Origin of the sequence: Undibacterium sp. 5I1, assembly GCF_034314085.1 — a bacterium.
Classification (GTDB): Bacteria; Pseudomonadota; Gammaproteobacteria; order Burkholderiales; family Burkholderiaceae_D; genus Undibacterium.
Window position 1 is genome coordinate 1,369,854 of the sequence record NZ_JAVIWI010000001.1, and the last position, 24,837, is coordinate 1,394,690.

Sequence of the window (24,837 nt, forward strand, 5' to 3'; positions counted from 1 at the left end):
TAACGAGTTGTCCCGCTAGATAAAGCGTTTTCTAGTAAAAATTTCCTCTGAAGAAAAGTAAGTGACGATAGCCCGACCCATGTTTGACCCAAGGAATTGGATAATCTGATGTATGTCAACGTTGCCGTATTAAAAGAAACCCAAGTACATGAACGGCGTGTCGCGCTGATTCCCTCGGTGGCCGCCAAATTGATCAAACTCGGCGCGAAACTGCACATGGAATCTGGTGCTGGTGCTTCCATTAATATCGAAGATAGCTTGTTCGAGAATGTGGTTTGTATCCCCGATCGTATCGCATTGGTCAAAGATGCCGACGTTGTGCTTTCTGTGCAGCCACCAGGTATTGAAATCGTAAAGGCGATGAAGGAAGGTGCGATTCTTGTTTCGTTTATTTATGCGAATAACGAACCCGCATTACTGACGTGTTTACTCGAACAAAAAATCACCTGTTTTGCGATGGAGCGGGTGCCGCGTATTTCGCGGGCACAAGCGATGGATGCCTTGTCGAGCCAGTCTGCGCTTGCTGGTTATTACGCGGTAGAACTTGGCGCAACTCATCTTGGTCGTGTAATACCCAAAATTACCACTGCTGCTGGATCGATTGGGCCAGCTCATGTATTGGTAATGGGGCTGGGCGTCGCCGGGCTTGAAGCGATTGCTACCGCACATCGACTCGGTGCGGTAGTCGAAGGCTACGATGTACGTCCTGAAACACAGGAACAAGCATTGTCGCTTGGCGCCACATTTGTTGATACCGGTATCGATGCACGCGGCGAAGGCGGTTATGCGCGTGAGTTGAGCGCTGAAGAAAAAACCAAGGTGGCAGAAGTTCTTACCAAACATATTCAGAGTGCCGATTTGATCATCACGACTGCGGCGATTCCCGGAAAAGCGTCGCCCAAGCTAATTAATCATGCCCAAGTTGTGGGTATGAAACGTGGCTCGGTCATCATCGATCTATCCGCCGAGGGCGGCGGAAATTGCGAAGACACACGGCCGGGTGAAACCACAAAGATAGGACAAGTGACCATTGTGGCGCCTCTAAATGTACCGTCGTTACTCGCCGAAGATGCGAGCGAACTGTATGCAAAAAATCAGTACAACCTGCTTGCCTTATTCATGAAAGATAACATCGTTGAGATCAACTGGGACGATGAGATTCTCGCCAAGACGGTGCTCACCCATGCTGGGCAGAATAAGGCGGAGGAAAACGACCACAATCAGAAACTAGCGATTTCTGCCACGCAGCCAGCAAAAGCCAGACATTCCAAGCACGCATCAACTCAAACATAAAGTACACCCACCGAGGGCACCAATATGGACTTTCAAATCAGTATTACAGGCTTCGTCGCTATCTATGTGTTCATGCTCGCGGCTTTTGCCGGATGGGTCATCATCGGCAATGTTCCTGCGATCTTGCACACGCCCTTGATGTCAGGATCAAATTTTGTACATGGCATCGTAGTCGTTGGCGGCATCTACGCGCTCCTGAACGCAAGTACCGTGCAGGAGCAAGTGATCGGATTCTTCGCGGTTTTGCTTGGCGCTGGTAATGCGGCGGGCGGCTATGCCGTAACTGACCGTATGCTCGCCATGTTTAAAACTAGCGAACACCGACCTGCGCAGGCTAAGTCGGGTCGCGTTAAATCTAACCACGCTAAGAAAACATGAGTCCATCATGATGACGACCATTATCCCCATGATTCCTCAATTACTTATTGGTGCTGCTGATCTGACCGCTGCGTTTCTTTTTTTATATGGACTGCATCGCATGTCATCGCCAGTGACAGCGCCTTCTGGTATTTTTGTTGCCGGTATTGGCATGGCAGTAGCGATCTTGGCGAGTTTTTTTTACGCATTTAGTGTTACTCAGGCAGCGCAGTCTCATCTGATGACCAACATCGGACTGGTTATTCTAGCCTTGGTGATTGGCGGAGGAATCGCTTGGTGGAGCGGGCGCTCTGTGGCGATGACTGCCATGCCGCAGATGGTTGCGATATACAACGGTATGGGCGGCGGCGCGGCAGGCGCTATTGCTGGAGTTGAATTGTTCGGTGGTAAGGCAGTGGGCGTTACCGCGCTTGTTGTTACTCTGGGCGGAGCACTGATTGGCGCGGTTTCGCTATCCGGTTCGTTGATTGCCTGGGCTAAGTTGGATGGCGTAATTCATAAACCACTTCGGTTTAAAGGACAGCAAATATTCAACGGCTTGCTTCTGTTAGCGACTCTGGCAGTTGGCGTGTATCTGGTCGCGGCGACGCAAGATCAGTCCTTACTTGTGTTGAGTTTGCCGGCATCTATTTATCTATTCTTCGTCTGCTCATTGGCGCTTGGTATTTTCATGACTCTGCCCATTGGCGGCGCTGATATGCCAGTGGTCATTTCGATTTTTAATGCTTTTACTGGCTTGGCGGTCGGACTGGAAGGATTCGTATTGCAAAATCCAGCCCTGATGATTGCCGGTATGGTTGTTGGTGCCGCAGGCATGTTGTTGACCTTACTCATGGCCAAAGCGATGAATCGTTCTGTCGCCAATATTGTCTTTAGCAATTTTGGCGAAGTGACCAAACATAAGCAGGGAAACATTGCGGGAAGCCTCAAGCCAATACAAGCTGGCGATGCGGGAATCGCTATGCGCTACGCCAGTTCGGTGATCATCGTTCCCGGTTATGGTTTGGCTGTTGCCCAAGGACAAGGAAAGCTCTACGAATTTGTCAAATTATTGCAGGCAGGTGGTGTCAGCGTGAAGTTTGCGGTACACCCGGTTGCGGGTCGTATGCCCGGTCAGATGGATGTATTGTTGGCCGAAGCGGGTGTGCCATATGACATGATTTTCCAGCTCGAAGATATCAACGAGCAGTTTGCCACTACCGATATTGCACTCGTTATCGGTGCCAATGACGTGGTCAATCCCGCCGCGCGTACTGATAAATCCTCGCCGATATTTGGCATGCCCATCCTCAACGCCGACAAGGCAAAAAAAGTCTTCGTCGTCAAACGTGGAAAGGGAAAAGGCTATGCCGGTATCGTCAATGCCCTGTTTTATGGGGAGAACTGCGACATGGTCTATGGCGATGCGCAAGAAGTCCTGATAAAGATGATTGAAGCTGTGCGGGGTCTTGGCCTGCCAGCAGTTAAATGATGCGTGAACCCACGCTACCCCGCGTGACCTAATAAGGAACTAGTCATGACACAAAAAATGCAAGCCGCTGTTGTCGAACATTTTGGTCAACCATTGGTGATCAAGGAATTGGATATTCCTCAACCTGGCCCCGGTCAGATTCTAGTCAAAACCGAGGCTTGTGGCGTTTGTCATACCGATCTGCATGCCGCCAACGGCGACTGGCCGCTCAAGCCGACACTGCCGTTTACTCCTGGGCACGAAGGTATCGGCATTGTTACTGCGCTTGGCGCCGGAGTAACTGCGGTGAAGGAGGGGGATCGCGTTGGCGTACCCTGGCTTTACTCCGCTTGCGGACATTGCGAATATTGCCTTGCGGCCCGCGAACCGGTATGTCCCGATGCCCAATTTGGCGGTTATACGAAGAATGGTGGATTTGCTGAATTCATTGTTGCAGACCCAAATTATGTTGCACATATACCGGCAGGTCTGGCATCACGTGATGCCGCTCCGCTTATTTGCGCAGGCATCACCTCTTATAAGGGGATCAAGGAGACGCAAGCCAAACCAGGTGATTGGATCGTCATATCCGGTGTGGGCGGATTAGGACATCTGGGTGTTCAGTATGCAAAGGCAATGGGCTTACATGTCTGTGCGGTTGACATTGACGATGGCAAACTGGCACATGCCAAACGTCTTGGGGCGGATGCGGTCGTCAACGCTAGGTCTGAGGATGCGATCGAGGCCGTAAAGAAAGCGACAAACGGCGGCGCACACAGCGTATTAATTACGGCACCATCGCTGGCAGCCTTCAAGCAAGGCGTCGGCATGACGCGAAAGTTTGGTACCTGCGTATTAGTAGGCTTGCCGCCGGGAGAGTTTCCAACACCATTATTTGATGTGGTCGCCAATTGCATCACTATCCGCGGATCCTTCGTGGGCAACCGCCTCGACATGGCAGAGGCACTGGCATTCGCAGTCGACGCCAAGGTCAAGGCAGATATCGAATTGCAGCCTTTAACGGCCATCAATAAAGTGTTTGAACGCTTAGCACATGGCGACGTACCGTCTCGCGTTGTGCTGGAGTTCTCAAACCACTAAGGTCATGTGATGATAATTCATTAGGACTTACGCAAAATCGTCCCAGCAAGGCGTACTGACGACCTCTGTAGTTTAGTACGACTAGTCGCTGCAACTCAGTTGGGGCGGTTTTTCGTAAGTCGTATTCATGATACTTCTCAATATCCTGACGGCTGCTTTAGCCTAATGATCAGCATAGTGAAAGTAGCGGTATAGTCCAAAGGAATACCTGATGCAAGCAATGGTCTTGAAAAAAATTGGCGCTCCTCTTGAATGGACGACGTTACCTGATCTTGAGCCTCGCTCAGGTGAAATTCGTATAAAAATTGGTGCCTGTGGTGTCTGCCGGACTGACCTGCACGTAGTCGATGGTGAGTTGCCGAACCCAAAAATACCGATCATTCCCGGGCATGAAATTGTCGGAAGAATCGATAAAATAGGTGCCGGTGTGAAGGGATTTACGTTGGGTGAGCGTATTGGCATTCCGTGGCTTGGCCATACCTGTGGCGTTTGTCCATATTGTGTTGCCGATCATGAGAACCTCTGCGATCTTCCTGTCTTTACTGGATACACACGCGACGGTGGATTTGCAACACACACCACTGTCGATGCACGATTCGCGATTCGACTTGGCGATACCGGTAGTGATGCAGAAATTGCGCCATTACTTTGTGCGGGCTTGATAGGTTGGCGTTCTTTAGCTATCGCAGGGTCTGGTAAAAAACTAGGGCTGTACGGATTTGGCGCTTCCGCACATATCGTTGCACAGATTGCAAAATGGCAGGGACGTTCAGTCTATGCATTCACCCGCCCTGGTGATATGGCAACCCAAGTTTTTGCTCGTAGTCTTGGCTCGGCGTGGGCTGGTGATTCCGGTCAATTGCCGCCGGAGCTTCTTGATGCAGCGATCATCTTTGCACCCGATGGTGATCTTGTACCGCTCGCCTTAAAGGCTGTCAGGAAGGGTGGGAGAGTCGTATGTGCAGGGATTCATATGAGCGAAATCCCCGGTTTTCCTTACAGTCTGCTGTGGGAAGAACGGCAGCTTGTATCGGTCGCCAACCTGACCCGGCAAGATGGCATCGATTTTTTTCGACTAGTACCTCAAATTGGCATCATCACCAAGACGACAAGTTATTCCCTTCAAGATGCAAATCAAGCGCTAGCGGATCTCCGCGCTGGTCGATTTGAGGGAGCTGCTGTTCTTATTCCGTGAGCTATGCCACAGTACAGTTGAATAGTCTTCAGTTCATATAATTTCTCGACCAACGGAGTTTCCCTGGATTTCCTCCTGCCTTGACGCAGACGACTTGATATAAGGAGATCCAGTCTTGATTAAATGCATAGGCACAACCAGCCAGATACACTCGCCAGATACGATAGCGTCTGTCACCAGCGATTCTCTTTACTTCGTCCGCGTTTTCTTCGAATTTATCACTCCACAGCTCACATGTTCTGGCGTAATGCCGGCGTAAATTTTCGACATCGATAACCTCTAGTCCGCCTTCTTGCATTGCTTTGATCGCCAGGCCGATGTGAGGTAACGCTCCTTGAGGGAAAACATATTTTTCAATGAACTCGCCATTACCATAGGGGGTTTCTCCGCTATCTGCATCGGTTGATGTAATTCCGTGGTTCATAGCGATTCCATCTTCTGCCAGCAGCTTCTCGATGACAGAGAAATATCCGGTAAGATTTCTAAGACCGACATGTTCAAACATCCCGACGCTGGTGATACGATCAAAACTACCTCGGACGTCACGGTAATCCTGTAAGCGTATTTCCACCCGGTCACTTAATCCCGCTTGTTCCACCAGGACTCTTGCGTGAAATGCCTGATTTTCCGACAGCGTGATACCAACACATTTTGCGCCATATTCTCTTGCTGCATGCATGACCAATGCGCCCCAGCCACAGCCAATATCGAGTAATGTGTCGCCGGGACGGAGTTGAATTTTTCTGAGTATATGATCTATTTTTTTAATCTGCGCGCTGTACAAATCCTCATCCCCGTTCTCAAAATAAGCGCATGAATACACCAGATTTTCATCAAGCCAAAGTTGATAAAAATCGTTGGAGACATCATAGTGATACTGAACGGCTTTTCGATCTTGCTCCTTACTTCGCTGCATGTTGCGTACGATGCGAGAAAATTTCCCCTCTAATTTTAATGTGCCAGAGGCCAGAGAATTTCCGATCGCGATGATTGCCGATGGTTTTCCATCGATCTCTATTTTTCCATCAACATAGGCGGTACCCAGATTAGATAGCGATGGTGTGAACAGACATGCGAGTGCAGAGACATGGGGTACCCGAATGATGACCTGAGGTTGCTCATTGCTGAGTGCAAGCTGTTGTCCGTTCCACAGATCTATTCTGAGCGGCAATGCCAGACGATCACGAACGCCACTGACCCACTTCTCTAATCTTTTTTCCCAAAACATGGCGTACTTCCTCATTAATAAATCGATGATCAGATTGAATTGTTTGAACATCAGGCGATCAAAATAGACATCGTAGAGGTCGCCAATTAGACTTACCGTCGGACATAATCAGCCCAAGCTTAGTAGATCACTTCCAGGTTATCTATGACATTCTTTACGCCGGGTGCAGCCCAAGCGGAGTTTCTGGCGAGTTCGCGCTCAGCCCAGCTATTTACTTTGCCGGACAGTGTTACCGTAGTACCTTGAATAGCAATCGAGATATTGTCAGCGTCGGCTTTCGAACCACGTTTTAATGCAGCCTCTATTTGAGATTTGACGTCGGCTAAAGATACTAAAGGCTTAACGGTGATGTCATCACTGACGCCGGTAACACCCATTAAATATCGAACTGAAGCGGCTGCACTATCTCGTTGATAGTCCCACTCAACTTCACCAGTCAATATCACCCAGCCATCTTCAACCATCGCCTTAACACTATTGGCTAGTAGATAGATAGCCCACTCTAAGAGATTTTCTATTATGCGGGCGATGTCAGCGTCATTGCGCTTGCTTGTGCCTGGAAGCTTTACATCCATCTCAACAACTAAGGCTTTTACGCCAGTTACTCGTTGGACGGCACGCTCTGCATCCCATTTTTCTCCATAACTACTGACATGACCGGCCAAGGTAACGATCCCATCTTTTACTTCCACGCCAATCTGTGCGGAGTTAACGGAAGGCTGCCAGTCTAGTTCAGCGATTACATCTTGTTGAATCTGTTTGTCGGTTTTCATGTTCATCTTTCAGTCTGTTTTCAGTAGCTTAGAATGAACCGCAAACACGCTTATCTTTGTACGTTGTAACTCATATAGAAAAATAAAAGTGAGCTGTTGATTTTAGAAGCGAAAATCCATAAATTAAAAATGAGGAGTGTTTTGTTGAGGACTTACGCAACATTGTCCCGGCAGGCGTAGGGACGAAGATACTACTTAAGTACATCCAGGAGATGCGATATTGGCTCGCAAACAGGAGTAAATGTTCATTCTCCGGTTATCTGTTTGAACCGAGATTTTCCATTAGGATTTGAGCTGATGACGGATGCACTTTCCGAGGCAGTTTTGACGTGAATGAGGCGTTCATGGCTAGCCATGAACAACGAAGAACGTTAAACCCAGATTTTCCATTAGACCGCTACTACTTCGCAAAAAACGCAGACGGTGTGCGGTCTTCAGAAGGATAACACCACCGCGATTTGAGTGGGAGCGCTACAGCGACAATTGCACCTTTGGCGAACTGCCTGGCGTTGTTGCTCCTCCTAACAAGATGCAGCTTGCGTCGTCGTCGCGTCTAGCCAGTCAGTCCGCCAAAGGCACACTTGTCGCTGTTCTAATGGAAAATCTGGGTTAAAAATGACCGGAAATGCGCCGTCAGCACTCAAATAGCACCTCCAGTGCGCCTAATGGAAAGTCTCGGTTGAAGCAATGATAACGCTCTGTTTGCGACCACATTGAGTTTTAGTACTTCGCTAAAATATGTGGCGCGTGTCGAGCACTTTGCGTAATCGCTCCGCGCGGGAATCCTAGTATGATTGGTGCGACGGCGATCGAGCCTGCCGGAATTCCAAGCTCTTTTTTGACGACCGGCAAATTCATTGTGGCGATCGCCGAGCCGATTACACAGGAGCCAAGACCTAACGAGTGGGCATACAACATTAAATTTTCAGCTGCAAGCCAACAATCGCCGTCTGCAAATTGTCCGACTGTTTTCTTACAAATAACAATGAGTGTTCCAGCGTCGTAAAAAATATTAAACCCAGGCTCTGAAAACCCCATCAGTCCGCCGTGATGGGGAGGTAAAAATTCTGCCTCTGCCCCTAATACCGCTTTCGCCTGGTCTGACACCTTTTTCAGCAGAGATTTTTGTTGGACTATCACAAATTGCCAGGGTTGTTCATTCATCGCTGACGGTGCCCGCACCGCGGCATTTAGCAACAAATGAATTGTCGCTTCCGGAATACGCTCTTCCGTATATGTTCTCACCGAACATCGACCATTGATCGTATCAATTACTGAGGGTAATGTAGTCATCTTATTCTCTTCGAGTTACATAGGGTCGGTTATCACTGATCTCCCGATTTGAGTGATAACAGACCCTGACAATCAGATTTTTTTTGATCAAATCCAGTAGCCTGGGCGACTGTACGATGCGTGAAGCCGGCTCTCGTAGTCGCGATCCATAGTGAGTTGATCATCAAAATCGGGACTATTTTTTACCTGCTCTTTAGTCAATTTCACATACACGTTACGAGTGCTCCAATCAATATTCTCAATCCAGTGAGTCGCTATTAAGACTTTTCTACCCCCCGGCAACCAGTTTCTGGTGTCGATAATTAAATAGCGAATCGCCCAAGATGCCTCGTCGAAAATAAAATCTTTGATGTGACCGATGCTATCGTCACTTGTTTGCAGGTCATAACCAATAATTTCTGCACAACTGCGTAGATGAATATCCTCTGATTCAAATTTCTCACGTTCCTCCATTTTGTCTTCCGCTATTTCATCTAATGGTTGTCGTTCAAGTGACATCAATGGATAGCTTCCTCCACCCCAACGATCGCCTCCGCCCCAATAAGTCGGGAACGAATAGTAGGTCAGGAATTGTCGCTCATGCTGCCTTGACACCGGTTGATGACTATCAATGTCGGGGCTATTCTTCAGCTGCAAGCAGGTGAGGTTGATCTCGATATTTTTGTCGTTTATCAAGGGATGCTTAATCGCATAGGGCGAGACTAATACTTCATGCTTGGACAACCAGTTTCCGGTATCCACAACGATATATCGTATCGTCCAGGATTCATCATCAAAGAACGCAGTCTTGATATGCCCTATCTGACCATCGATTGCTGATACAGCAGCCCCATCGAAGTTACTCAGCATAATTAAATGAGCGTGTGTCTCCGGATTTGGATCCGTATCAGAATTTAAAGCAGTGCTTTTGATTTGCCGATCTAGTTGTAGTTCTAGCGCTTCCGTTCTGTCATAGGCGTCAAGATATTTTTCCTCGTCCTCTGCCACTTGCCACGTATGGCTATCAGACTCAGCTTTGACGATTTGCGCTTTGATTGCATCGACGGTTTCCTGATTACTCATCTGTGATCCTGTTCAAGTTAAATTACTTCCAATGACTTCCAATGACTTCCAATGACTTCCAATGACTTCCAATGACTTCCAATGACTTCCAATGACTTCCAATGACTTCCAATGACTTCCAATGACTTCCAATGACTTCCAATGACTTCTGTTAACCAATACGAACACCCGACCACATATTGGTATTCAAAATCACCAAACTATTCTCAATTCATCTCTAGACGACGTTAGTCAAATCAAAGTGCTGGATGGCTTCCGGATATTTTTGATGCTATGTTGGCGAACCTATGGGACACACTTACCGTGATGGATGACCTCCGTTTCGATGAGCACCGCGCGACCGGATTGAGCTCGTCGAATTATCCATAAGTCTCATTACAGCATGAGTCTTCAATTATCTTTGGTACTAAGAGCTGGGTGTTCAATCAGCATAATCGCGATTCACACCTACAACCAACATGCTGTTAAAGCGATATATTGCGTCGCTATCATCAACGAGATCAGGTCTGTCTCACTCTTCAATATTGGGATAGTCGTTATCAAAGAGAAAATTCTCCTCAATAAATTCGATGTAGGTATGATGTGCCTTGCCAGACGAGGCTAAAGTTTGTCGGGTTATTTCATTGACAGTGACGTTCTTTTTGTCTTTGTCTTTGAATCCTCTTGTACAGAGCATATGTACGGTCACCGCATTTTTTGAGTGACTGAGAATGCAGAGACTTTGAACGCCTCCGTAGTCATTAGTTTTTGCGTTCAATTCGCTTAAGTTCTGAAGCCAGTTCGAGTAATTGGCGTTACGCTTACCAGCATCTAGTTTGACCTCGTACAAATAATTTTGGCTCATATCGATCCTTTTAATCCATCGCTACAACGGTTGGCTGTCGTATTGCTTCGTCCTGAACCGCGGTCTCTTGGGACTAGGTATCAAACCTTGAATAATCCGTATAACCCTTAGCGCCGGGGGTGTAAAAAGTCGACATATCCGGCGGATTTAATAAAAAATTCTTCTCCATACGTCTCACTAAATCAGGATTCGCCAAAAATGATCGGCCAAAAGCGATCAAATCAGCCTGATTATTCTCCAAAGCCTTTTCTGCGCTGGCAGCGTCAAATCCACCTGCCAGGATAAAAGGGCCGTCGAAAGCCGCTCGCAGACTTTGTTTGAGTGCAGCAGGTACTGAGGGGGCACCCATAGATGAATGGTCAAGAACATGAACATACAGTAAGCCTATTCTTGACAGTTCTTTTACCAACCTAAGATATTGATCATCAACCCCGGTGTATGATCCCGTGCCGTTGAATATACCGTACGGTGATAATCTAATGCCAACGCGATCAGCGCCAATTGCCGTTGTCACAGCGCGGGTCACCGCCAGCGCAAAACGATTTCTTCCCTCAGCGTTAGAACCGTAGTCATCAGTTCTGAGGTTAATATGGGGATTCAGAAATTGCTCAATCAAATAGCCATTGGCAGCATGCAGCTCAATGCCATCAAAGCCTGCCTCAATAGCGAGTTCGGCTGAAGTCGCATATTCTTTGATGGTCATTACTATTTCTTGCTCGTTCATCGGAGATGGCACGCTGTACGGCTGTAGCCCCATCGAATCGGTAAACATTTCGCCTGGACATACCGAAGCACTTGAACCAACAACCCTTGCACCTTGCGGTAGGTTCGCAATATGCGTCACACGACCGGTATGCATCAACTGGACAACAATTTTCCCGCCTTTGGCATGTACTGCATCAGTGACCAATTTCCAGCCGCGCACTTGGTCATCGTTAAACAGGCCCGGGATACGCGCATAACCCAGACCATTTGGCGAGGGTGAAGTACCCTCAGTCACAATCAATCCTGCACTGGCACGTTGCCCATAATATTCAGCCATCAATATGTTAGGGATATTCCCCACATTGGCACGATTGCGCGTCATCGGCGCCATTACGATCCGGTTACTCAATGTCATTTTGCGAGCGACGAAAGATTCGAATAGCATCACATCTCCTTTGTTGTCGGGGATTAATTTAAGTTAGACCGCAGTTGCTAAAGACCATTTCTATATGGGTAAATCAGATTTCGCTTGGTTTGAGTCGATGCAGGAGAGTGGCTCTGAGACGGATTTATTTAAGCAGATGACTTCTCTGAGTTTGTCATCGCTGGTCAGAGGAGGGGACGAGGGCGGCGATTGAAATACTTGCTTCATCTGACGCTCTAACTCCGGATAAGTAAATAGGAATTTCTGATTGGATAGTGTCATTACAGTGTCCTCCTAAGGTTCATTTCAAGAATATATATTGAGATATCAGCCTGATCGGTGCGTTACCGCGCTTAATCTGAGTGTTTTGTTGCAGCAGATCGATGAGCATCGTTTTCAATAAAATTTGTGAATCAGGCGTACGGTAAAGCTGCGTACAATTTCATCGCCACACAGCAATTTAGTTGCGATGAGAAATTGTATTTTTTGAGGTGACCTTCATTAGGTTGTCAACTTGTATGTCATCAAGGGCGCATGTCATCAAGTGAAGCACCACAAACAACCCATCGCTCAAAAAATTTATTAGCGTCTGTGTGTGCTGTTGCACAGACTGTGCCGGATAAAAGTTCATGATGCCGACAGAGTATTTAAATCCAATATTTGTTTTTCGCATTTTGTAAAAATTCTCTGAGTCATGCTGTCTATTGATGAACAAAATAAGCAGCCCATGAAGCGTCATTGGGGGAATATCAATCCGGGAAGGGTGTACAAGTAATGAATGAAAATGCACTGCACGACATAGCAATCCAATTAGTAGCGCAACAAAAAGGAATGCTTGCGATGGATGAGAGCATCCCCACTTGCAATGCTAGGTTTAAGGCGCTGGGTATGGCTGAAACAGTGAAAATGCGGCGAAGATACCGTGAATTGCTACTATGTACCCCAGACATAAATCATTCAATCAGCGGAGTAATTTTATGCGATGAAACATTTAGCCAATCTCGTGACGATGGAAAAAAGTTTATAGACCTGCTGTCTGATTTAAATATTATTTGTGGAATTAAAGTCGACACTGGCGCGAAGGATCTGGCTGGTTTTCCGGGAGAAAAATTGACTCAGGGTCTGGATGGATTGAGGGAGCGTTTGCAAATTTATTGGCATGAAGGAGCAAGGTTTGCCAAATGGCGGGCGGTGTTCAAAATTGGTGTCGGTACACCAAGTGATACCTGCATCGCCAGCAACGCCCAACAATTGGCGATATACGCCGCACTGTGCCAGGAATGTGGTTTGGTGCCGGTGATCGAGCCTGAAATAGTGGTGGATGGGGCGCACACTTTGCAGCAATGTGCGGACGTATCTGAGCGGGTCTGGGAGTCGGTATTTCACCAGATGCACTTGCACCGGGTGTTTCTTGAGGGACTGATTCTAAAGACAAATATGCTGCTTCCCGGCTCAGACGCCGCTGTTTCAGCGGGCGTGAATGAGATCGCTGCATCAACCGTCGAAAGTTTATTACGTCACGTGCCGGCATGTGTTCCAGGGATCGCATTCCTGTCCGGCGGGCAAACACCGGAACAAGCGTCCCAACGTCTGAATGCGATCAATGCTGGATACAAAGCATTGACGCCTTGGCCAATGACATTTTCTTTTTCACGTGCGATACAACAACCGGTGCTGGCTACCTGGCTAGGCTTAGAAAATAACAGCGTTGCTGCGCAACAGGTTCTGTCGTTGCGCATCAGTTGTAACAAGGCTGCTCTCAAGGGCAACTATCATAGCGCAATGGAATCTGCCGGATTATTTAATTAACCTTATCTGGTGAGAAGAACTAGCGAGCTAGTCGATATGAATTTATACACTCAGGTGTGAACTCAAACGTCATCTCAACGTTTGGTTGCAATAACTTTTTATTCTTGCCCGTATATTGCAGTCTAGATAGTATGTCTCGTATCAAATTCAATCGGGCAGATTGTTTATCATTCGCCCGTACGATATGCCAAGGAGCTAAAATGGTATGGGTTCTCAGCAGCATTGCGTCCCGCATCTCAGAATAAGCATTCCAATGTTTGACGGCAACGGCGTCGACCGGACTAGTCTTCCACTGCTTGAGCGGATTAGTTTCGCGATCGGCCAGTCGCTTGATTTGCTCATCCTTGCCAATGTCAAGGTAGTACTTTAGTAGCTTGATTCCCGAATTCACCAACATCTCTTCGAATTTCGGTACTGATTGCATGAATTCTTCGTATTCATCCTTTGAGCAGAAACCCAACACATGTTCTACACCCGCACGGTTGTACCAACTACGATTAAACAAGACAAGCTCCTGGGCTACTGGTAGGTAAGTGACATAACGCTGGAAATACCATCCACTACAATCTCGATCTGATGGTTTACTCAGCGCTACAACACGGGTCTCCCGCGGGCTTAGATGTTCAGCGATACGCTTGATACTGCCGTCTTTACCTGCTCCGTCACGACCTTCGAGCAGTATCAGCACTTTTTCATTATGACGAATGACATGTCGTTGCAGCTTCACCAGCTCTACTTGCAGCTCACGCAAGCTAGCTTTATAGTCCTCTTTCGACATTGGGGTTACATCGTCATCCGCTTCTTTTTGCTTTTTCTTTTTGCTCATTTTATTGCCCCATCATCTGTAGTTAAAAGACCCAACCCAAAAAATCATTTACCAAAGTGCAATCTGTAAATTGCATAAATCTTCGCTTATGTGGGCAGCAAAACGCAGTCGATTAAGTTATAAAATCAACGGCCTATCCGGCAAATGGTTTTTTACATCATCTTCTGCTGGAAAGTGCTCTGCTAAAGATAAAGTCACCGCATGAATTCCACTAATTGCTCCGTTTTCATAGTTTCCATTTTTAAAAGCCGTTTCCATCTGTCGGCAAATCAGAGACCACTGACCCGCTTGGACTTTCGAGTGGATTCCGCGATCGGCGATAATTTCTACATCCCGGTCTGCGTATAACAAATAAATCAGCACTCCATTGTTATTTTCGGTATCCCACATTCTTAGGTGAGAAAATACGTCTAGTGCGCGCTCTCTCGCAGTTTGTCCTTGAAACAGTAGCATGCCATCTAAGGCACCTTCGACGACGAAGCGAATTTCCCCTACATGTGCCATCTCGCTCTGTTTAATCGCCTTTTCAATCCTGCTTAGTAATACTTGATTGAAATGACTGTTGACTTGCCAATGGGTCATCATGAGATGTTTGGCTATCCGCTTGAAATCCATCATTACCATCGCCCTGATGCACCGCCGCCGCCAAATCCACCGCCGCCACCACTAAAGCCGCCAGAACCACCTCCGCGACCATACACTGCGGCAAGTCCAATCATGTTGCGACCGACCGTACCACCAGTGATTAAGGTGAATAAGAGAGCGATAGTCCCGGCAATTAAAGCGATAGATAAAACACCTACAAACAGCCAGGCAATTCCGCCTATCGCCGCACCGGTTATGATCGCGCCTGGAAATCGGCCAAATAAAGTTCGCAATAAACCACCTAAGATGAGAGCGACGATAAAGATGACCGGAGCATATGGCTGGATGTCTCCAATTGTAATACTTGATTTTTCGGTGGCTGGCAGTGGTAGAGGCTCTCCGTTGATGACTTTCATCATTTGATTTAAACCAGCGGTGACACCACCATAGAAGTCGCCTTGCGTCAATCTGGGAGAAATGATTTCACTGATGATGCGTTTACTTGTGGCATCGTTTAGCGCGCCCTCTAAGCCATATCCCACCTCAATCCGGAGCGTCCGGTCATTCTTTGCTATCACTAAAATTGCGCCATCATCTACCTTTTTTCTTCCCAATTTCCATTTTTCAGCGACACGTAACGTATATTGTTCAATTGTTTCAGGGCTGACACTGGGGATAATCAAGACTGCAATTTGACTCCCTTTTTTTGCCTCAAATCCTTGTAACGTTTGCTCTAAAGTAGATATTTGTTCTACGTTTAACGTTGCCGTCTGATCTATCACATGTCCGGACAACATTGGCACTGCTGTCTGTCCAAAAGCAATCAAGGACAACCCAAGCATAGCGGTAATAAAATATCCTTTCACAGATTTTGCATTGATCACTTCGGCACTCCTTGCGTATTTGGAGTAGCGTTTTCTGGTGATGTGCCAAAGTCTACTTTGGGAGGTGTTGAGATCTCTTTTTCGTTGCCTACCGTAAAATTAGGTTTTTCTTTAAATCCAAACACCATTGCAGTTAAGTTCGACGGAAAAGAGCGCACTGTGACGTTGAATTGTTGCACAGCAGCGATGTAGCGATTTCGCGCAACCGTAATGCGGTTTTCTGTACCTTCTAACTGTGCCTGTAAGTCACGAAAATTCGCGTCTGATTTAAGCTGTGGATAGTTTTCGGTTACAACTAATAACCTTGAGAGTGCGCTAGACATCTCTCCTTGGGCGGCTTGAAATTTTGCGAAAGCGTTAGGGTCGTTGAGCACTTCGGGCGTTACTTGGACGCTGCCGATTTTTGCTCTTGCATTAGTAACACCTAACAAAACATCTTTTTCCTGGGCGGCATATCCCTTTACTGTATTAACCAGATTAGGAATGAGATCTGCCCGGCGCTGATATTGATTCACCACTTCGGACCAACTTGCTTTGATTTGTTCGTCGTTACTTTGTAGCGTGTTGTAACCGCAACCGGACAGATTGAATGAGAGGATTATGAGCAGGCATATCGAATATTTACGCATAGTTATTGTCCCAAGAGATAACCGAGTAGTGTGTTTATTTCATTAGGTTAAAATGAACGATATTCTTTAGTTTATTAATTCAATGAATCGAATTGCCGTTCTAATTAAAGCTTGTTATCGCGCGCTGTTTCCTAAATTTCCGCCCTTTATGCCATGCTGTCTGTACGCCAACGCGCTTAGTTCGGATTCCGGAAAACTTCTGAATCTGATTGGCGGGCAAGAAGCGACGACTTTGTAATCATTTCAGAGCGATAGCGCTCCGAACTAAATATTCAATTGATGTCACAAATCTCACTCCATTAACATCATAGGCTTAGTGTAGAAATTTAATCAGATTTCTACAAGAATTGGAATTTTTAGTACCTTTTTTAGGAAGTAAAAATTCAAATAGAATGCTAAGCAAACAAAAATTTCCAATGAAATGCAACGCAGATTTGACATTGGAGAATTGCCGTCTATTATCAATTTGATGTGATCTCATAATTCGTGTGAATCTAAGACGGGAGACTTCATGGCGACAGGTCAAAGTCAAACTTTGCGCTCAAAGCAGCGCACAAACATAATGCACGCCTACAGAGGAAGAGGACGAGGAAATTCGAATCTATGGCTTGTATATAGTATCAAAACAAATAAGGACTACATCCTGCCTAGCGACCGACAGCTCATCCATTGGCTGCACTATCTCGAAACAAATCCTGAAGTGAAGTCATTTGACTTGGAGCCGACAGCACTTATATCAGTCGATTCCTATGAAGCTCGCGCTACAGAGCTCGATGCGAGAGTGCTATTAGCCAATGGGCGAGTCGAATGGCATGAAGTTAAAAGTGATGACAATGACGTTGCCCCAGGAAAATCAAAGCTGGAAGCTCAAGCGTCTGCGGCAAGTGCAGAAGGAATCTCATATCGTACTTTTTCAGATAAAGATCTTTCACCACATGTTCGAGTTTCTTTGCGATGGCTAAAAGCGATTGGCTTTGCAAGCGTTTTACGCGATCGACCTTTTGTCCAAGAATCAGTTGCACTAGATAGTGTTTTTTTGCGAAGGGAGACAGGGACGATAGCTGAATTGCTAAATGATTTACCCGATGTTGATCCTGCGATATTGAAAGGTTTACTGGTCCGATTAGCGATTTCAGGACATATACATCTTGATCTCAATAGGGGAGGTTTCCGATCCGCTTCAATATGGCGCTTTTCAAATCATGTGGTCTCGTGATCAAGCGTTTGCACAGGCGCCGTATATTGAGACATGGCCAGATTTCAATCGATTGCTATTGTGTGATTCTGAACGAGATGAATTTGAGCGTCGGGTCAAAGCTATTAAGCTCTACGCACACGGAGAAAATTTACGGGAAATTCAACTAAAAACAGGAGTCGACCCCACAGATTTACCTCGCTTGGCCGCCCGATGTCTAATGCTCGCATCAGATGGAAAAATTTTTGGATTTAGAGGATTACGTAAATTCAGTCGCTTGGTACCGTACGAAAAAAGATCTTTAGCTGGGCCCAAAAGAAGGGAACAACGTGGTGGCCAATCAGGATCTCTTGGGTACCTTAAAAAATTATTTCCCGACATAGAGTTTGAACTGATAGCGCAAATACGACAGGAGGCAAAATACATAGGTGTCCCTGAGTATCGTATTCGAGCCAATGCGCTTCATAGGATTTTTATTCGGCTGGTAAGGGCAAAGATAGCGAATAATGAATATCCGCCTAGTGGCTGGCCGTTTAACACAAAGTTACTCGGTCTTCGCTCAATTCAGAAGTATATGACTGAGATCGTCCTCAATAATTTTTCCCGTTCTGTACAAAAGAGCGGAGAGCGGGAAGCTAGAGCACATTTAAGTGTTGGTAACGGGAAAAGTCCGCTTCTTTGTATAGACGAACCATTCGACGCGGTCGAAATCGACGCTTACAACATAGACGCACATTGTGTACTTAAGTTTGCAACGCCCGAGGGAACTGAAACTGATTTATTGGTGGAGCGGCTATGGTTGATAGCGGCGATAGACCGAGCGTCGACGGCTGTTTTAGCTTGGCGTATTGTCTATCGAAGTGAAGTTGCTTCCGATGATGTTCTGCATGTGATACGTGACGCAGTAGGTCGACGCTGGGAGCCACGAAGACTATCAATACCAGGACTAAATTATCCGGAGGGAGGCGGTCTTCCTAGCGGAATTCTTGATGAGGCTTATCAAGCTGTTTGGACAACTACATTGTTGGATGGTGCATTAGCTCATCTAGCAATTAAAGTAAGAGAGCGAGCAAGAAGAGTTTTGGGATTCGTAGTAAATTGGGGACCGGTGGGACATTTTGAGCGACGCCCTAATGTAGAACGGACATTTAAGGAAATCGCACAAGGTCTTATGCAAAGATTGCCATCGACCACAGGAAGTAACCCTCAAAACGGGCGAGCCCGTGATGCTGTCGGCGCTGCCTTGAAGCTTGGAATCTATGCAGAGCATATCGAGGATTTGGTCGAAGTGTTTTTTTCGCAGCACAATATTAAACCCAGTGAGGGAATATCCTATCTATCCCCGATTGGATTTCTTCGCCACTATTTGTGCGGGGACAGCCCTATCTGTGAAGCAAGGAGATTGCCAGTGCAAGATCAAAAGTTAGCGAATGCCTTTGCAACAATTATAGGTAAGACCGTTCGAGGTGACCTTATTAACGGTAGACGTCCATACATACAAATCGACCGCGTCCACTACACGAGCCCTGTCCTCGCAGACAATGGCCTACTTATAGGAATGCGTTTGCTGGTGCATATTGATGAAGACGATATGCGGCAAGTTCATGTTTTTTTAGAGGATGGATCGGATCTTGGTATTTTGACGGCACTGGGAAGATGGGGGCTGACCAAGCATTCGCGAAAAACTCGGCTTGCAATTAATTCACTGATATCAGAAAGACTACTGATCATCAGCAAGCTTGACGACCCTGTTCAAGTTTATTTGAAGTATTTGGGTACGCCGAAAAAAACAAATAGAAAAAATCAACCTCAGTTAACACCACGGCAGGCAACAGACGCTTCTCGTATTGCGACTGAGGCCGGTATTTCACCTCAAATTTACAACAAGCCGGCAGAACTATCTCCTACAACGACACTCTCCCAGGTCTCGGCAAGAACTTTGCTTCTAAAAGATACCCAAAATCAGCGCCCTCGAATGGCTAAAAATAGAAGGTGAATCTATGTCTGCTAAATCTAAGTCCAACCAATCCATAGAAACACGTAACACTCAAGAGTTAGCTTCTGCGGGTGTATTTTTTGGAAAATCAAGTTTTGAAGAGATAAATCTTACGTTTCCGTTCGAGAGTGGATATACGCTGGCACAAAGAGATGAGTTATTAATGAGCCACCCGATTCGACAGCGTACATATACTATTCCTACAATTGCCTTGGAACGAACATACGACTTGATACGTGACCGAGTTTGGTCTCGACGCACTGGAGTTTGCTTTTATGGTACGTCGCGCGTTGGTAAAACGGTAGCGGCAGAATATGTAGAAGATCGGCTAAAAGAAGAGTTTGAAACAACCTTTGTCAGTCGATTGAGTGCCCGAGAGGCGCCGAGGCCAAAGTCAAATGGTCATATGCCTAGACTACTATTGGATGCCCGTAAACACATACTTGCGGGAAGACAAAAAGACGAAGATCTTTATCGTAATGCCGTCACTGACACAATCATGGAGGTGCGGAGGCTGAAAGGCGCATTGTTTGTATTAATTGTGGACGAGATGCAATTACTTTCATCGCATGATTTGCAGCAATTATTGGTAATTCAAAATGCACTAGCGATGGAAAAAATTCGCTCAGTGACTGTGTCTTTCGCTCAACCAGAGATCATGGAGAGGCGTACTGCAATGAAAGCCACACATCAAATGCAATTGATTGCGCGTTTTTTGAGTGAGCCGATTGCATACGAGGCTTGTACAACAGTCGAGGAACTTAAGGTGATCTTAGAGGTTTATGATGTAAGCAGTGAATACCCTATAAATTCAGGATGGAGTTATACGTGTTTTTTTCTACCTCAAGCATTTAGTCGTGGATTTAGACTAGCTTCTTATGCTCCTCCAATTTGGCAAGCCGTATGTGATGCAGCAATTCATATGGGAGGGGATCGAGTACCAATGGAACATCTTTCCATGACAATAGAACATATTCTTTTAGCTGGGTATTCAAACGATTCACCTAACTATATTCTCTCGAAAATCGACATTGAGCTAGCAGTCCAAGCGTCTAATCTAGAAATGTTTGGGGCTTGAAGGTGTTTGGTCGACTTACTTGGAATAATTCTGACCCAGCTCCTTTTGAATCTGGAGCATCGATATTGCGAAAGGTAATGGAGATAAATTATTTAAGTAAGTCCGAACTGATCAATTTGATAAAAATTGGAGGTGACGTCGAAATCGATCCAACGTACGAAACGGCATGGATAGATTTTGATCGTTTTGGGGCAATGCTTCGAGTTACTCCTGAGCGCCTCAGACAGGGATTTCTAGACCAATTGGGGTTCAGTAATCGAGGACTAAAAGTATCGGCATGCTTTGATCTGCCAGGCCGGTATTGCCCGGAGTGTCGACAATATGGATACGAATGCGTTTTTTTTCAGTTGCTATTGATCGCGGAATGTCCATGGCATGGAAGAAAATTATTGTCAAATTCTGAACCGTGCAGCTATTGTATTAATTACCGATTCTCGAACGAACCAAACCTTGTTATTTGTCCAAAATGTGGCGATGCAAGTCTTCCATATGCTCTCAGACAATTCACTCATCGATTCAGCCAGGAACAGCGTTACACAATTCTTGGATATTGTTTAGCGCTAACTAAATGGAGAATGAATTTTAAAGAACAAACTGGAGAATATGAGAGATTGATCTGGCAGCTAGATGATCGTTATGGATGTGTCGATCCAGAAAGGCGTAAACGTCAAAGGGGTATAACTCATCATTTTTATAACCAAACTTCGTGGATTTTGGGATACGCTCAAACCGTACAAAAAGAGCCGTTACTATGGAAGTTTTCCGTTCAAAGTAATCCGACATCCTTTGTTCAGGTCGTAGACCGCGAGAGGATACCATGGTCTAAATTTACAGGGGATCCAGCGCCTCTGATTCATAGTTCAGATGGGGCGATTTATCGCAGCATTAAGCATCAGCTTTACAAGAGATTTGTACGAGCACATAAAGCCTGTCTTGCCCGTCTCTTAAAACTGAAATACGACGAATCAAGATGTATCGACGGGAATTCCGTGTGCCCAATCGCACTAGCTTATCTAACATGGAGGATGTCTATTGAGCGTTTAGGTAACTTAGAAGGGTTGACTGTGCGGCGCAAAAATACCTATTCCATTAAATTCATGAGTCCAAGCCAAAATGCTAGCCTGCGTTTTCGTCAAATTTGGAGTCACCTTAGTTTTAATGCGTTAGTTTCGTTTTATCAACACTCATGCGGAATTAGAAAAATCGCTGTAGATTTTGACGCGGAGAGACCTTGCAACGGATACGTCATCAGTCACCCGAGCAAAGGTAAGAATCAAACAGAGGAAAAATTTTTTATACTGCATCCACAGGTGCTGCCGAATATGTCGCTAGTGGAGTGCAAATTGGTTCGTGCAAAACGAGATTTGCTTGTTAGTCAGACCATGAACAGATTTTCATATTGGGCATGGGGTCTAAACAGCGAACCATCTAACACCGTAATCCAAGTTCAATTGCCAAGTGATTCTTCAAGTTCGACTAATCAACACTATAGTTACATTCAAATTTAAAGTGGATGACCTACAACGAAAACGATCAAAGGAAATCCTGGCTCAAAAATAGATAAAAACTGAGATCATTTGAGCCTGTACGAAGTTCTATATAAATAAATCGAAATTCGAACTTGCCCGCGTATCTGCGCTGGCTAGCTTTTTTATTCCCACTACTTTCTTAGGCTTTGGGTAACCGTCCAACGCCTCCATCTATGAATACCCCTTAATTTCATGCACTCTTCAAACCCGATCACTTTGGAGAGCAAGCATGTCAAGAATCAAATCCACCCTCAGTCGTGCGCAATGGTTGCAACATGTCACCGCCTGGCGAGGCTCAGGGCTATCGCAAGCGGCGTATTGCCGTGAGCATCAATTAAATCACTCCACATTCCATGGTTGGATTTCACGTGGCCAGGTACCCGCTTCGGCGTGCGCACCGCTGACGACTTTACCGATTGTTGTTCAACCTAGCCCACCAGCCGCTTCAAATTTGCCGCCCATCGTGTTACGCCATGACTCTGGGTGGCAACTCTCGCTACCTGCTAATATGCAGACCACCTGGCTTGGTCAATTACTCAATCAATTAGTATGATGGCACCCGGTCAGATTTTTTGCGTCATAGAATCTGTAGACATGCGTCGTGGCATGGAGAGCTTGTCGCAATGGATACAAACCAGTTTGGGTACGACGCCTTGCGATGGCACCGCCTATGCGTTTAGCAATCGTTCTAAAACACGCTTGAAGTTGCTCATCTGGGATGGTACTGGCGTATGGTGTTGTCAGCGCCGCTTACACCGTGGTGCGTTTGTCTGGCCTCGTGCAGATGATCGCTGCTGGGTGATGACACAAGACCAATGGGATTGGCTCATCAAAGGCGTTGACTGGCAAAGATTATCTGCACCGGCACCTGCACACTGGCACGTCTGATCGGCACGGATAGCATCAAAAAATGACGACACATCACTTTTTTGATTGTAAACATCACCCCGTCTATGTAAACTTACTACATGGACCTCGCCAAAGCCCTCACTCAATTTAATCCCCACACGGCCACGCCCGAAGCACTGGCCGCACAGGTAGTAGTCTGGGCACAAGAAGCACAGCGTCTTCAAGAACAAGCTGATCTCGTTGCCCGGCAACGCCAGGAAATCCATCTCAAAGACACCAAGATCAAGGCACTTACTTTAGAACTGGCGTACCACAAACGGATTAAATTCTGCAGCACATCAGAAGCCTTCACGGCGCAACAACGTGACCTCTTTAATGAGACGCAAGAAACCGATCTCAATGCCATGCAGGCGGAACTGGAATAACTCTCTTCCACACCGCGCGTCAAAGCAAAGCCAACCGGACGTAAGCCACTCCCTGCCGAATTGCCACGTGTAGAACAGCGTCACGAACCTGATTCTTGCGCATGTGGTGCTTGTGGTCAAACCTTAGTGAAGATCGGCGAGGATATCACCGAGCAGCTTGATGTTGAACCAGCACGGTTCCTTGTGCAACGGCATATCCGGCCACAATATGCCTGCCGTCATTGCGAAACCATCACCGCTGCAGCAATACCGGCGGCGATCATTGACGGTGGTTTAGCGACACCCAGCTTACATGCGTGGGTAGTGATTCAAAAATATCTGGATCATCTGCCACTCTATCGGATAGAACAGATCAGCACCCGTCATGGCGTCACGATCTCCAGATCAACGCTCGCAGAATGGATAGGCCGCATCGGCGTCGCACTGCAACCATTAGCTGATCGACTCATAGAATTACTGAAACAACGCACCGTCTTACATGCCGATGAAACACCGGTACCACAACTTGATCCGGGTAAAGGCAAAACGAAGCGTGCTTATCTGTGGGCGTACCGTAGCAACAACTTAGAACCCGATGCACCCATCGTGGTATTTGAGTTTCAGCCAAATCGTAGCGGAGCGCATGCACAAAACTTCCTTACCGATTGGCAGGGACATTTAATGGTTGACGATTACGCAGGCTATAAAAAGCTACTCAAAACAGGGGTCACAGAACTGGCATGCCTGGCCCATGCCCGACGTAAATTCTTCGATTTACATGCCGCCAATCAACACCCAGTCACCGAAGAAGCATTGCAACGGATTGCCGAGTTGTACCGGATAGAAAGTGAAGCACAAGATTATTCGATCGAAGAACGACAGCGATGGCGAGCAGAGCATGCCAAGCCTCGCCTCGATGCCATGCATCTGTGGCTAATTCAACTACGCAAAAGCAGTGCGCAAGGAAGTGCGCTATCGAAGGCGATCGATTACAGTTTAAAACGCTGGCCAGCATTCACACGTTATGCCGACAGTGGGCACCTGCCCATCGATAACAATCCGATTGAGAATGCGATCAGGCCGATTGCTCTGGGCAAAAAGAACTGGCTGTTCGCTGGTTCTGAACGTGCTGGCAAAAGAGCTGCTGCCATTCAAACGTTATTAGCCACAGCGAAAGCCAACGAGATTGAGCCGTACGCCTGGTTAAAAGAAACTTTAGAAAAACTCCCTACCTGCCCAAACAGCCGCATTGATGAACTGCTGCCGCTCCGCACTTAACACCGTACCTGCCTTCTGAAAAGATGGTG

Annotated in this window: 23 protein-coding genes and 1 pseudogene; 13 read left to right on the forward strand and 11 right to left on the reverse strand. The window is 46.6% G+C overall.

The genetic code is table 11. The annotated features are described in order from the left end of the window. Window positions 1–108 precede the first annotated feature (108 nt). The 5 genes from RGU72_RS06160 to RGU72_RS06180 all read left to right on the forward strand — a co-directional run bounded on the left by RGU72_RS06160 (window position 109) and on the right by RGU72_RS06180 (window position 5,417). Window positions 109–1,293, forward strand: a complete 1,185-nt coding sequence (locus RGU72_RS06160) for an NAD(P) transhydrogenase subunit alpha (RefSeq protein ID WP_322118897.1) — start codon at window positions 109–111, stop codon at window positions 1,291–1,293. Window positions 1,294–1,317: 24 nt separating this feature from the next. Next, window positions 1,318–1,671 (forward strand): NAD(P) transhydrogenase subunit alpha, encoded by a 354-nt coding sequence (locus tag RGU72_RS06165; RefSeq protein WP_322118898.1) that lies wholly within the window; start codon window positions 1,318–1,320, stop codon window positions 1,669–1,671. 7 nt (window positions 1,672–1,678) lie between these two features. Next, a complete protein-coding gene (locus RGU72_RS06170; RefSeq protein ID WP_322118899.1) occupies window positions 1,679–3,142 on the forward strand; it encodes an NAD(P)(+) transhydrogenase (Re/Si-specific) subunit beta in 1,464 nt (487 codons plus the stop codon). 45 nt (window positions 3,143–3,187) lie between these two features. Beyond that, window positions 3,188–4,222: a zinc-dependent alcohol dehydrogenase gene (locus RGU72_RS06175; RefSeq protein WP_322118900.1), complete on the forward strand. Its 1,035-nt coding sequence runs from the start codon at window positions 3,188–3,190 to the stop codon at window positions 4,220–4,222. 211 nt (window positions 4,223–4,433) lie between these two features. Next, the gene (locus RGU72_RS06180; protein WP_322118901.1) at window positions 4,434–5,417 is read left to right on the forward strand and encodes a zinc-dependent alcohol dehydrogenase family protein; all 984 of its coding nucleotides are present in this window, start codon (window positions 4,434–4,436) and stop codon (window positions 5,415–5,417) included. 28 nt (window positions 5,418–5,445) lie between these two features. Here RGU72_RS06180 and RGU72_RS06185 read toward each other — a convergent pair whose 3' ends face one another. From RGU72_RS06185 to RGU72_RS06215, 7 genes are all read right to left on the reverse strand, one after another. Next, window positions 5,446–6,645 (reverse strand): cyclopropane-fatty-acyl-phospholipid synthase family protein, encoded by a 1,200-nt coding sequence (locus tag RGU72_RS06185; RefSeq protein ID WP_322118902.1) that lies wholly within the window; start codon window positions 6,643–6,645, stop codon window positions 5,446–5,448. Window positions 6,646–6,764: 119 nt separating this feature from the next. Next, a complete protein-coding gene (locus RGU72_RS06190) occupies window positions 6,765–7,418 on the reverse strand; it encodes a BON domain-containing protein (protein WP_322118903.1) in 654 nt (217 codons plus the stop codon). Between the two features lie 720 nt (window positions 7,419–8,138). Beyond that, window positions 8,139–8,711 carry a nitroreductase family protein gene (locus RGU72_RS06195; protein WP_322118904.1) on the reverse strand — a complete coding sequence of 191 codons (573 nt, stop codon included), beginning with the start codon at window positions 8,709–8,711 and terminating at the stop codon, window positions 8,139–8,141. Window positions 8,712–8,798: 87 nt separating this feature from the next. Continuing rightward, complete coding sequence (locus RGU72_RS06200; RefSeq protein WP_322118905.1) at window positions 8,799–9,773, reverse strand: PRC-barrel domain-containing protein; 975 nt, start codon at window positions 9,771–9,773, stop codon at window positions 8,799–8,801. A gap of 511 nt (window positions 9,774–10,284) precedes the next feature. Then, the gene (locus RGU72_RS06205; protein WP_322118906.1) at window positions 10,285–10,617 is read right to left on the reverse strand and encodes a hypothetical protein; all 333 of its coding nucleotides are present in this window, start codon (window positions 10,615–10,617) and stop codon (window positions 10,285–10,287) included. Between the two features lie 73 nt (window positions 10,618–10,690). Further along, on the reverse strand, window positions 10,691–11,767 hold the full coding sequence (locus RGU72_RS06210) for an alkene reductase (protein ID WP_322118907.1): 1,077 nt from the start codon (window positions 11,765–11,767) through the stop codon (window positions 10,691–10,693). 60 nt (window positions 11,768–11,827) lie between these two features. Then, window positions 11,828–12,028, reverse strand: a complete 201-nt coding sequence (locus RGU72_RS06215; protein ID WP_322118908.1) for a hypothetical protein — start codon at window positions 12,026–12,028, stop codon at window positions 11,828–11,830. Window positions 12,029–12,520: 492 nt separating this feature from the next. On the opposite strand from RGU72_RS06215, the gene RGU72_RS06220 reads away from it, so the two are divergent. After that, window positions 12,521–13,555 carry a class I fructose-bisphosphate aldolase gene (locus tag RGU72_RS06220; protein ID WP_322118909.1) on the forward strand — a complete coding sequence of 345 codons (1,035 nt, stop codon included), beginning with the start codon at window positions 12,521–12,523 and terminating at the stop codon, window positions 13,553–13,555. Between the two features lie 19 nt (window positions 13,556–13,574). Here the strand turns inward: RGU72_RS06220 and ppk2 are convergent, their stop codons facing one another. The 4 genes from ppk2 to RGU72_RS06240 form a co-directional block, all read right to left on the reverse strand. Beyond that, complete coding sequence (gene ppk2, locus RGU72_RS06225) at window positions 13,575–14,381, reverse strand: polyphosphate kinase 2 (protein WP_322118910.1); 807 nt, start codon at window positions 14,379–14,381, stop codon at window positions 13,575–13,577. 117 nt (window positions 14,382–14,498) lie between these two features. Continuing rightward, window positions 14,499–14,996 (reverse strand): TPM domain-containing protein, encoded by a 498-nt coding sequence (locus RGU72_RS06230; protein WP_322121570.1) that lies wholly within the window; start codon window positions 14,994–14,996, stop codon window positions 14,499–14,501. Window positions 14,997–14,998: 2 nt separating this feature from the next. Further along, window positions 14,999–15,808: a TPM domain-containing protein gene (locus RGU72_RS06235; RefSeq protein WP_322121571.1), complete on the reverse strand. Its 810-nt coding sequence runs from the start codon at window positions 15,806–15,808 to the stop codon at window positions 14,999–15,001. Between the two features lie 38 nt (window positions 15,809–15,846). Next, window positions 15,847–16,479, reverse strand: coding sequence for a LemA family protein (locus tag RGU72_RS06240; RefSeq protein ID WP_322118911.1), 633 nt, complete (start codon window positions 16,477–16,479; stop codon window positions 15,847–15,849). 511 nt (window positions 16,480–16,990) lie between these two features. On the opposite strand from RGU72_RS06240, the gene RGU72_RS06245 reads away from it, so the two are divergent. The 7 genes and pseudogenes from RGU72_RS06245 to tnpC all read left to right on the forward strand — a co-directional run bounded on the left by RGU72_RS06245 (window position 16,991) and on the right by tnpC (window position 24,808). Then, the gene (locus tag RGU72_RS06245) at window positions 16,991–17,695 is read left to right on the forward strand and encodes a hypothetical protein (protein ID WP_322118912.1); all 705 of its coding nucleotides are present in this window, start codon (window positions 16,991–16,993) and stop codon (window positions 17,693–17,695) included. Then, on the forward strand, window positions 17,682–19,670 hold the full coding sequence (locus tag RGU72_RS06250; protein ID WP_322118913.1) for a hypothetical protein: 1,989 nt from the start codon (window positions 17,682–17,684) through the stop codon (window positions 19,668–19,670). The genes RGU72_RS06245 and RGU72_RS06250 overlap by 14 nt, the downstream gene beginning before the upstream one ends. A 4-nt stretch (window positions 19,671–19,674) precedes the next feature. Then, window positions 19,675–20,748 carry an AAA family ATPase gene (locus RGU72_RS06255; protein WP_322118914.1) on the forward strand — a complete coding sequence of 358 codons (1,074 nt, stop codon included), beginning with the start codon at window positions 19,675–19,677 and terminating at the stop codon, window positions 20,746–20,748. A 575-nt stretch (window positions 20,749–21,323) separates the two neighbouring features. Next, the gene (locus tag RGU72_RS06260; RefSeq protein ID WP_322118915.1) at window positions 21,324–22,256 is read left to right on the forward strand and encodes a hypothetical protein; all 933 of its coding nucleotides are present in this window, start codon (window positions 21,324–21,326) and stop codon (window positions 22,254–22,256) included. Window positions 22,257–22,506: 250 nt separating this feature from the next. Then, entirely contained in the window at window positions 22,507–22,830 is a 324-nt protein-coding gene (tnpA, locus tag RGU72_RS06265; RefSeq protein WP_322118916.1) for an IS66 family insertion sequence element accessory protein TnpA, read from the forward strand. Next, window positions 22,827–23,165: an IS66 family insertion sequence element accessory protein TnpB gene (gene tnpB, locus RGU72_RS06270; RefSeq protein ID WP_322118917.1), complete on the forward strand. Its 339-nt coding sequence runs from the start codon at window positions 22,827–22,829 to the stop codon at window positions 23,163–23,165. The genes tnpA and tnpB overlap by 4 nt, the downstream gene beginning before the upstream one ends. Before the next feature lie 80 nt (window positions 23,166–23,245). Beyond that, window positions 23,246–24,808 (forward strand): annotated as a pseudogene (gene tnpC / locus RGU72_RS06275) (IS66 family transposase). The last annotated feature ends 29 nt before the right edge of the window (window positions 24,809–24,837 follow it).

Excerpts from the sequence above, each read along its gene's own strand:
- RGU72_RS06160 (WP_322118897.1), top strand. The coding sequence starts at position 109 with ATGTATGTCAACGTTGCCGTATTAAAAGAAACCCAAGTACATGAACGG.
- RGU72_RS06165 (WP_322118898.1), top strand. The coding sequence starts at position 1,318 with ATGGACTTTCAAATCAGTATTACAGGCTTCGTCGCTATCTATGTGTTC.
- RGU72_RS06170 (WP_322118899.1), top strand. The coding sequence starts at position 1,679 with ATGATGACGACCATTATCCCCATGATTCCTCAATTACTTATTGGTGCT.
- RGU72_RS06175 (WP_322118900.1), top strand. The coding sequence starts at position 3,188 with ATGACACAAAAAATGCAAGCCGCTGTTGTCGAACATTTTGGTCAACCA.
- RGU72_RS06180 (WP_322118901.1), top strand. The coding sequence starts at position 4,434 with ATGCAAGCAATGGTCTTGAAAAAAATTGGCGCTCCTCTTGAATGGACG.
- RGU72_RS06185 (WP_322118902.1), bottom strand. The coding sequence starts at position 6,645 with ATGTTTTGGGAAAAAAGATTAGAGAAGTGGGTCAGTGGCGTTCGTGAT.
- RGU72_RS06190 (WP_322118903.1), bottom strand. The coding sequence starts at position 7,418 with ATGAAAACCGACAAACAGATTCAACAAGATGTAATCGCTGAACTAGAC.
- RGU72_RS06195 (WP_322118904.1), bottom strand. The coding sequence starts at position 8,711 with ATGACTACATTACCCTCAGTAATTGATACGATCAATGGTCGATGTTCG.
- RGU72_RS06200 (WP_322118905.1), bottom strand. The coding sequence starts at position 9,773 with ATGAGTAATCAGGAAACCGTCGATGCAATCAAAGCGCAAATCGTCAAA.
- RGU72_RS06205 (WP_322118906.1), bottom strand. The coding sequence starts at position 10,617 with ATGAGCCAAAATTATTTGTACGAGGTCAAACTAGATGCTGGTAAGCGT.
- RGU72_RS06210 (WP_322118907.1), bottom strand. The coding sequence starts at position 11,767 with ATGCTATTCGAATCTTTCGTCGCTCGCAAAATGACATTGAGTAACCGG.
- RGU72_RS06215 (WP_322118908.1), bottom strand. The coding sequence starts at position 12,028 with ATGACACTATCCAATCAGAAATTCCTATTTACTTATCCGGAGTTAGAG.
- RGU72_RS06220 (WP_322118909.1), top strand. The coding sequence starts at position 12,521 with ATGAATGAAAATGCACTGCACGACATAGCAATCCAATTAGTAGCGCAA.
- ppk2 (WP_322118910.1), bottom strand. The coding sequence starts at position 14,381 with ATGAGCAAAAAGAAAAAGCAAAAAGAAGCGGATGACGATGTAACCCCA.
- RGU72_RS06230 (WP_322121570.1), bottom strand. The coding sequence starts at position 14,996 with ATGGATTTCAAGCGGATAGCCAAACATCTCATGATGACCCATTGGCAA.
- RGU72_RS06235 (WP_322121571.1), bottom strand. The coding sequence starts at position 15,808 with ATGCTTGGGTTGTCCTTGATTGCTTTTGGACAGACAGCAGTGCCAATG.
- RGU72_RS06240 (WP_322118911.1), bottom strand. The coding sequence starts at position 16,479 with ATGCGTAAATATTCGATATGCCTGCTCATAATCCTCTCATTCAATCTG.
- RGU72_RS06245 (WP_322118912.1), top strand. The coding sequence starts at position 16,991 with ATGGCGACAGGTCAAAGTCAAACTTTGCGCTCAAAGCAGCGCACAAAC.
- RGU72_RS06250 (WP_322118913.1), top strand. The coding sequence starts at position 17,682 with ATGTGGTCTCGTGATCAAGCGTTTGCACAGGCGCCGTATATTGAGACA.
- RGU72_RS06255 (WP_322118914.1), top strand. The coding sequence starts at position 19,675 with ATGTCTGCTAAATCTAAGTCCAACCAATCCATAGAAACACGTAACACT.
- RGU72_RS06260 (WP_322118915.1), top strand. The coding sequence starts at position 21,324 with ATGAATTTTAAAGAACAAACTGGAGAATATGAGAGATTGATCTGGCAG.
- tnpA (WP_322118916.1), top strand. The coding sequence starts at position 22,507 with ATGTCAAGAATCAAATCCACCCTCAGTCGTGCGCAATGGTTGCAACAT.
- tnpB (WP_322118917.1), top strand. The coding sequence starts at position 22,827 with ATGATGGCACCCGGTCAGATTTTTTGCGTCATAGAATCTGTAGACATG.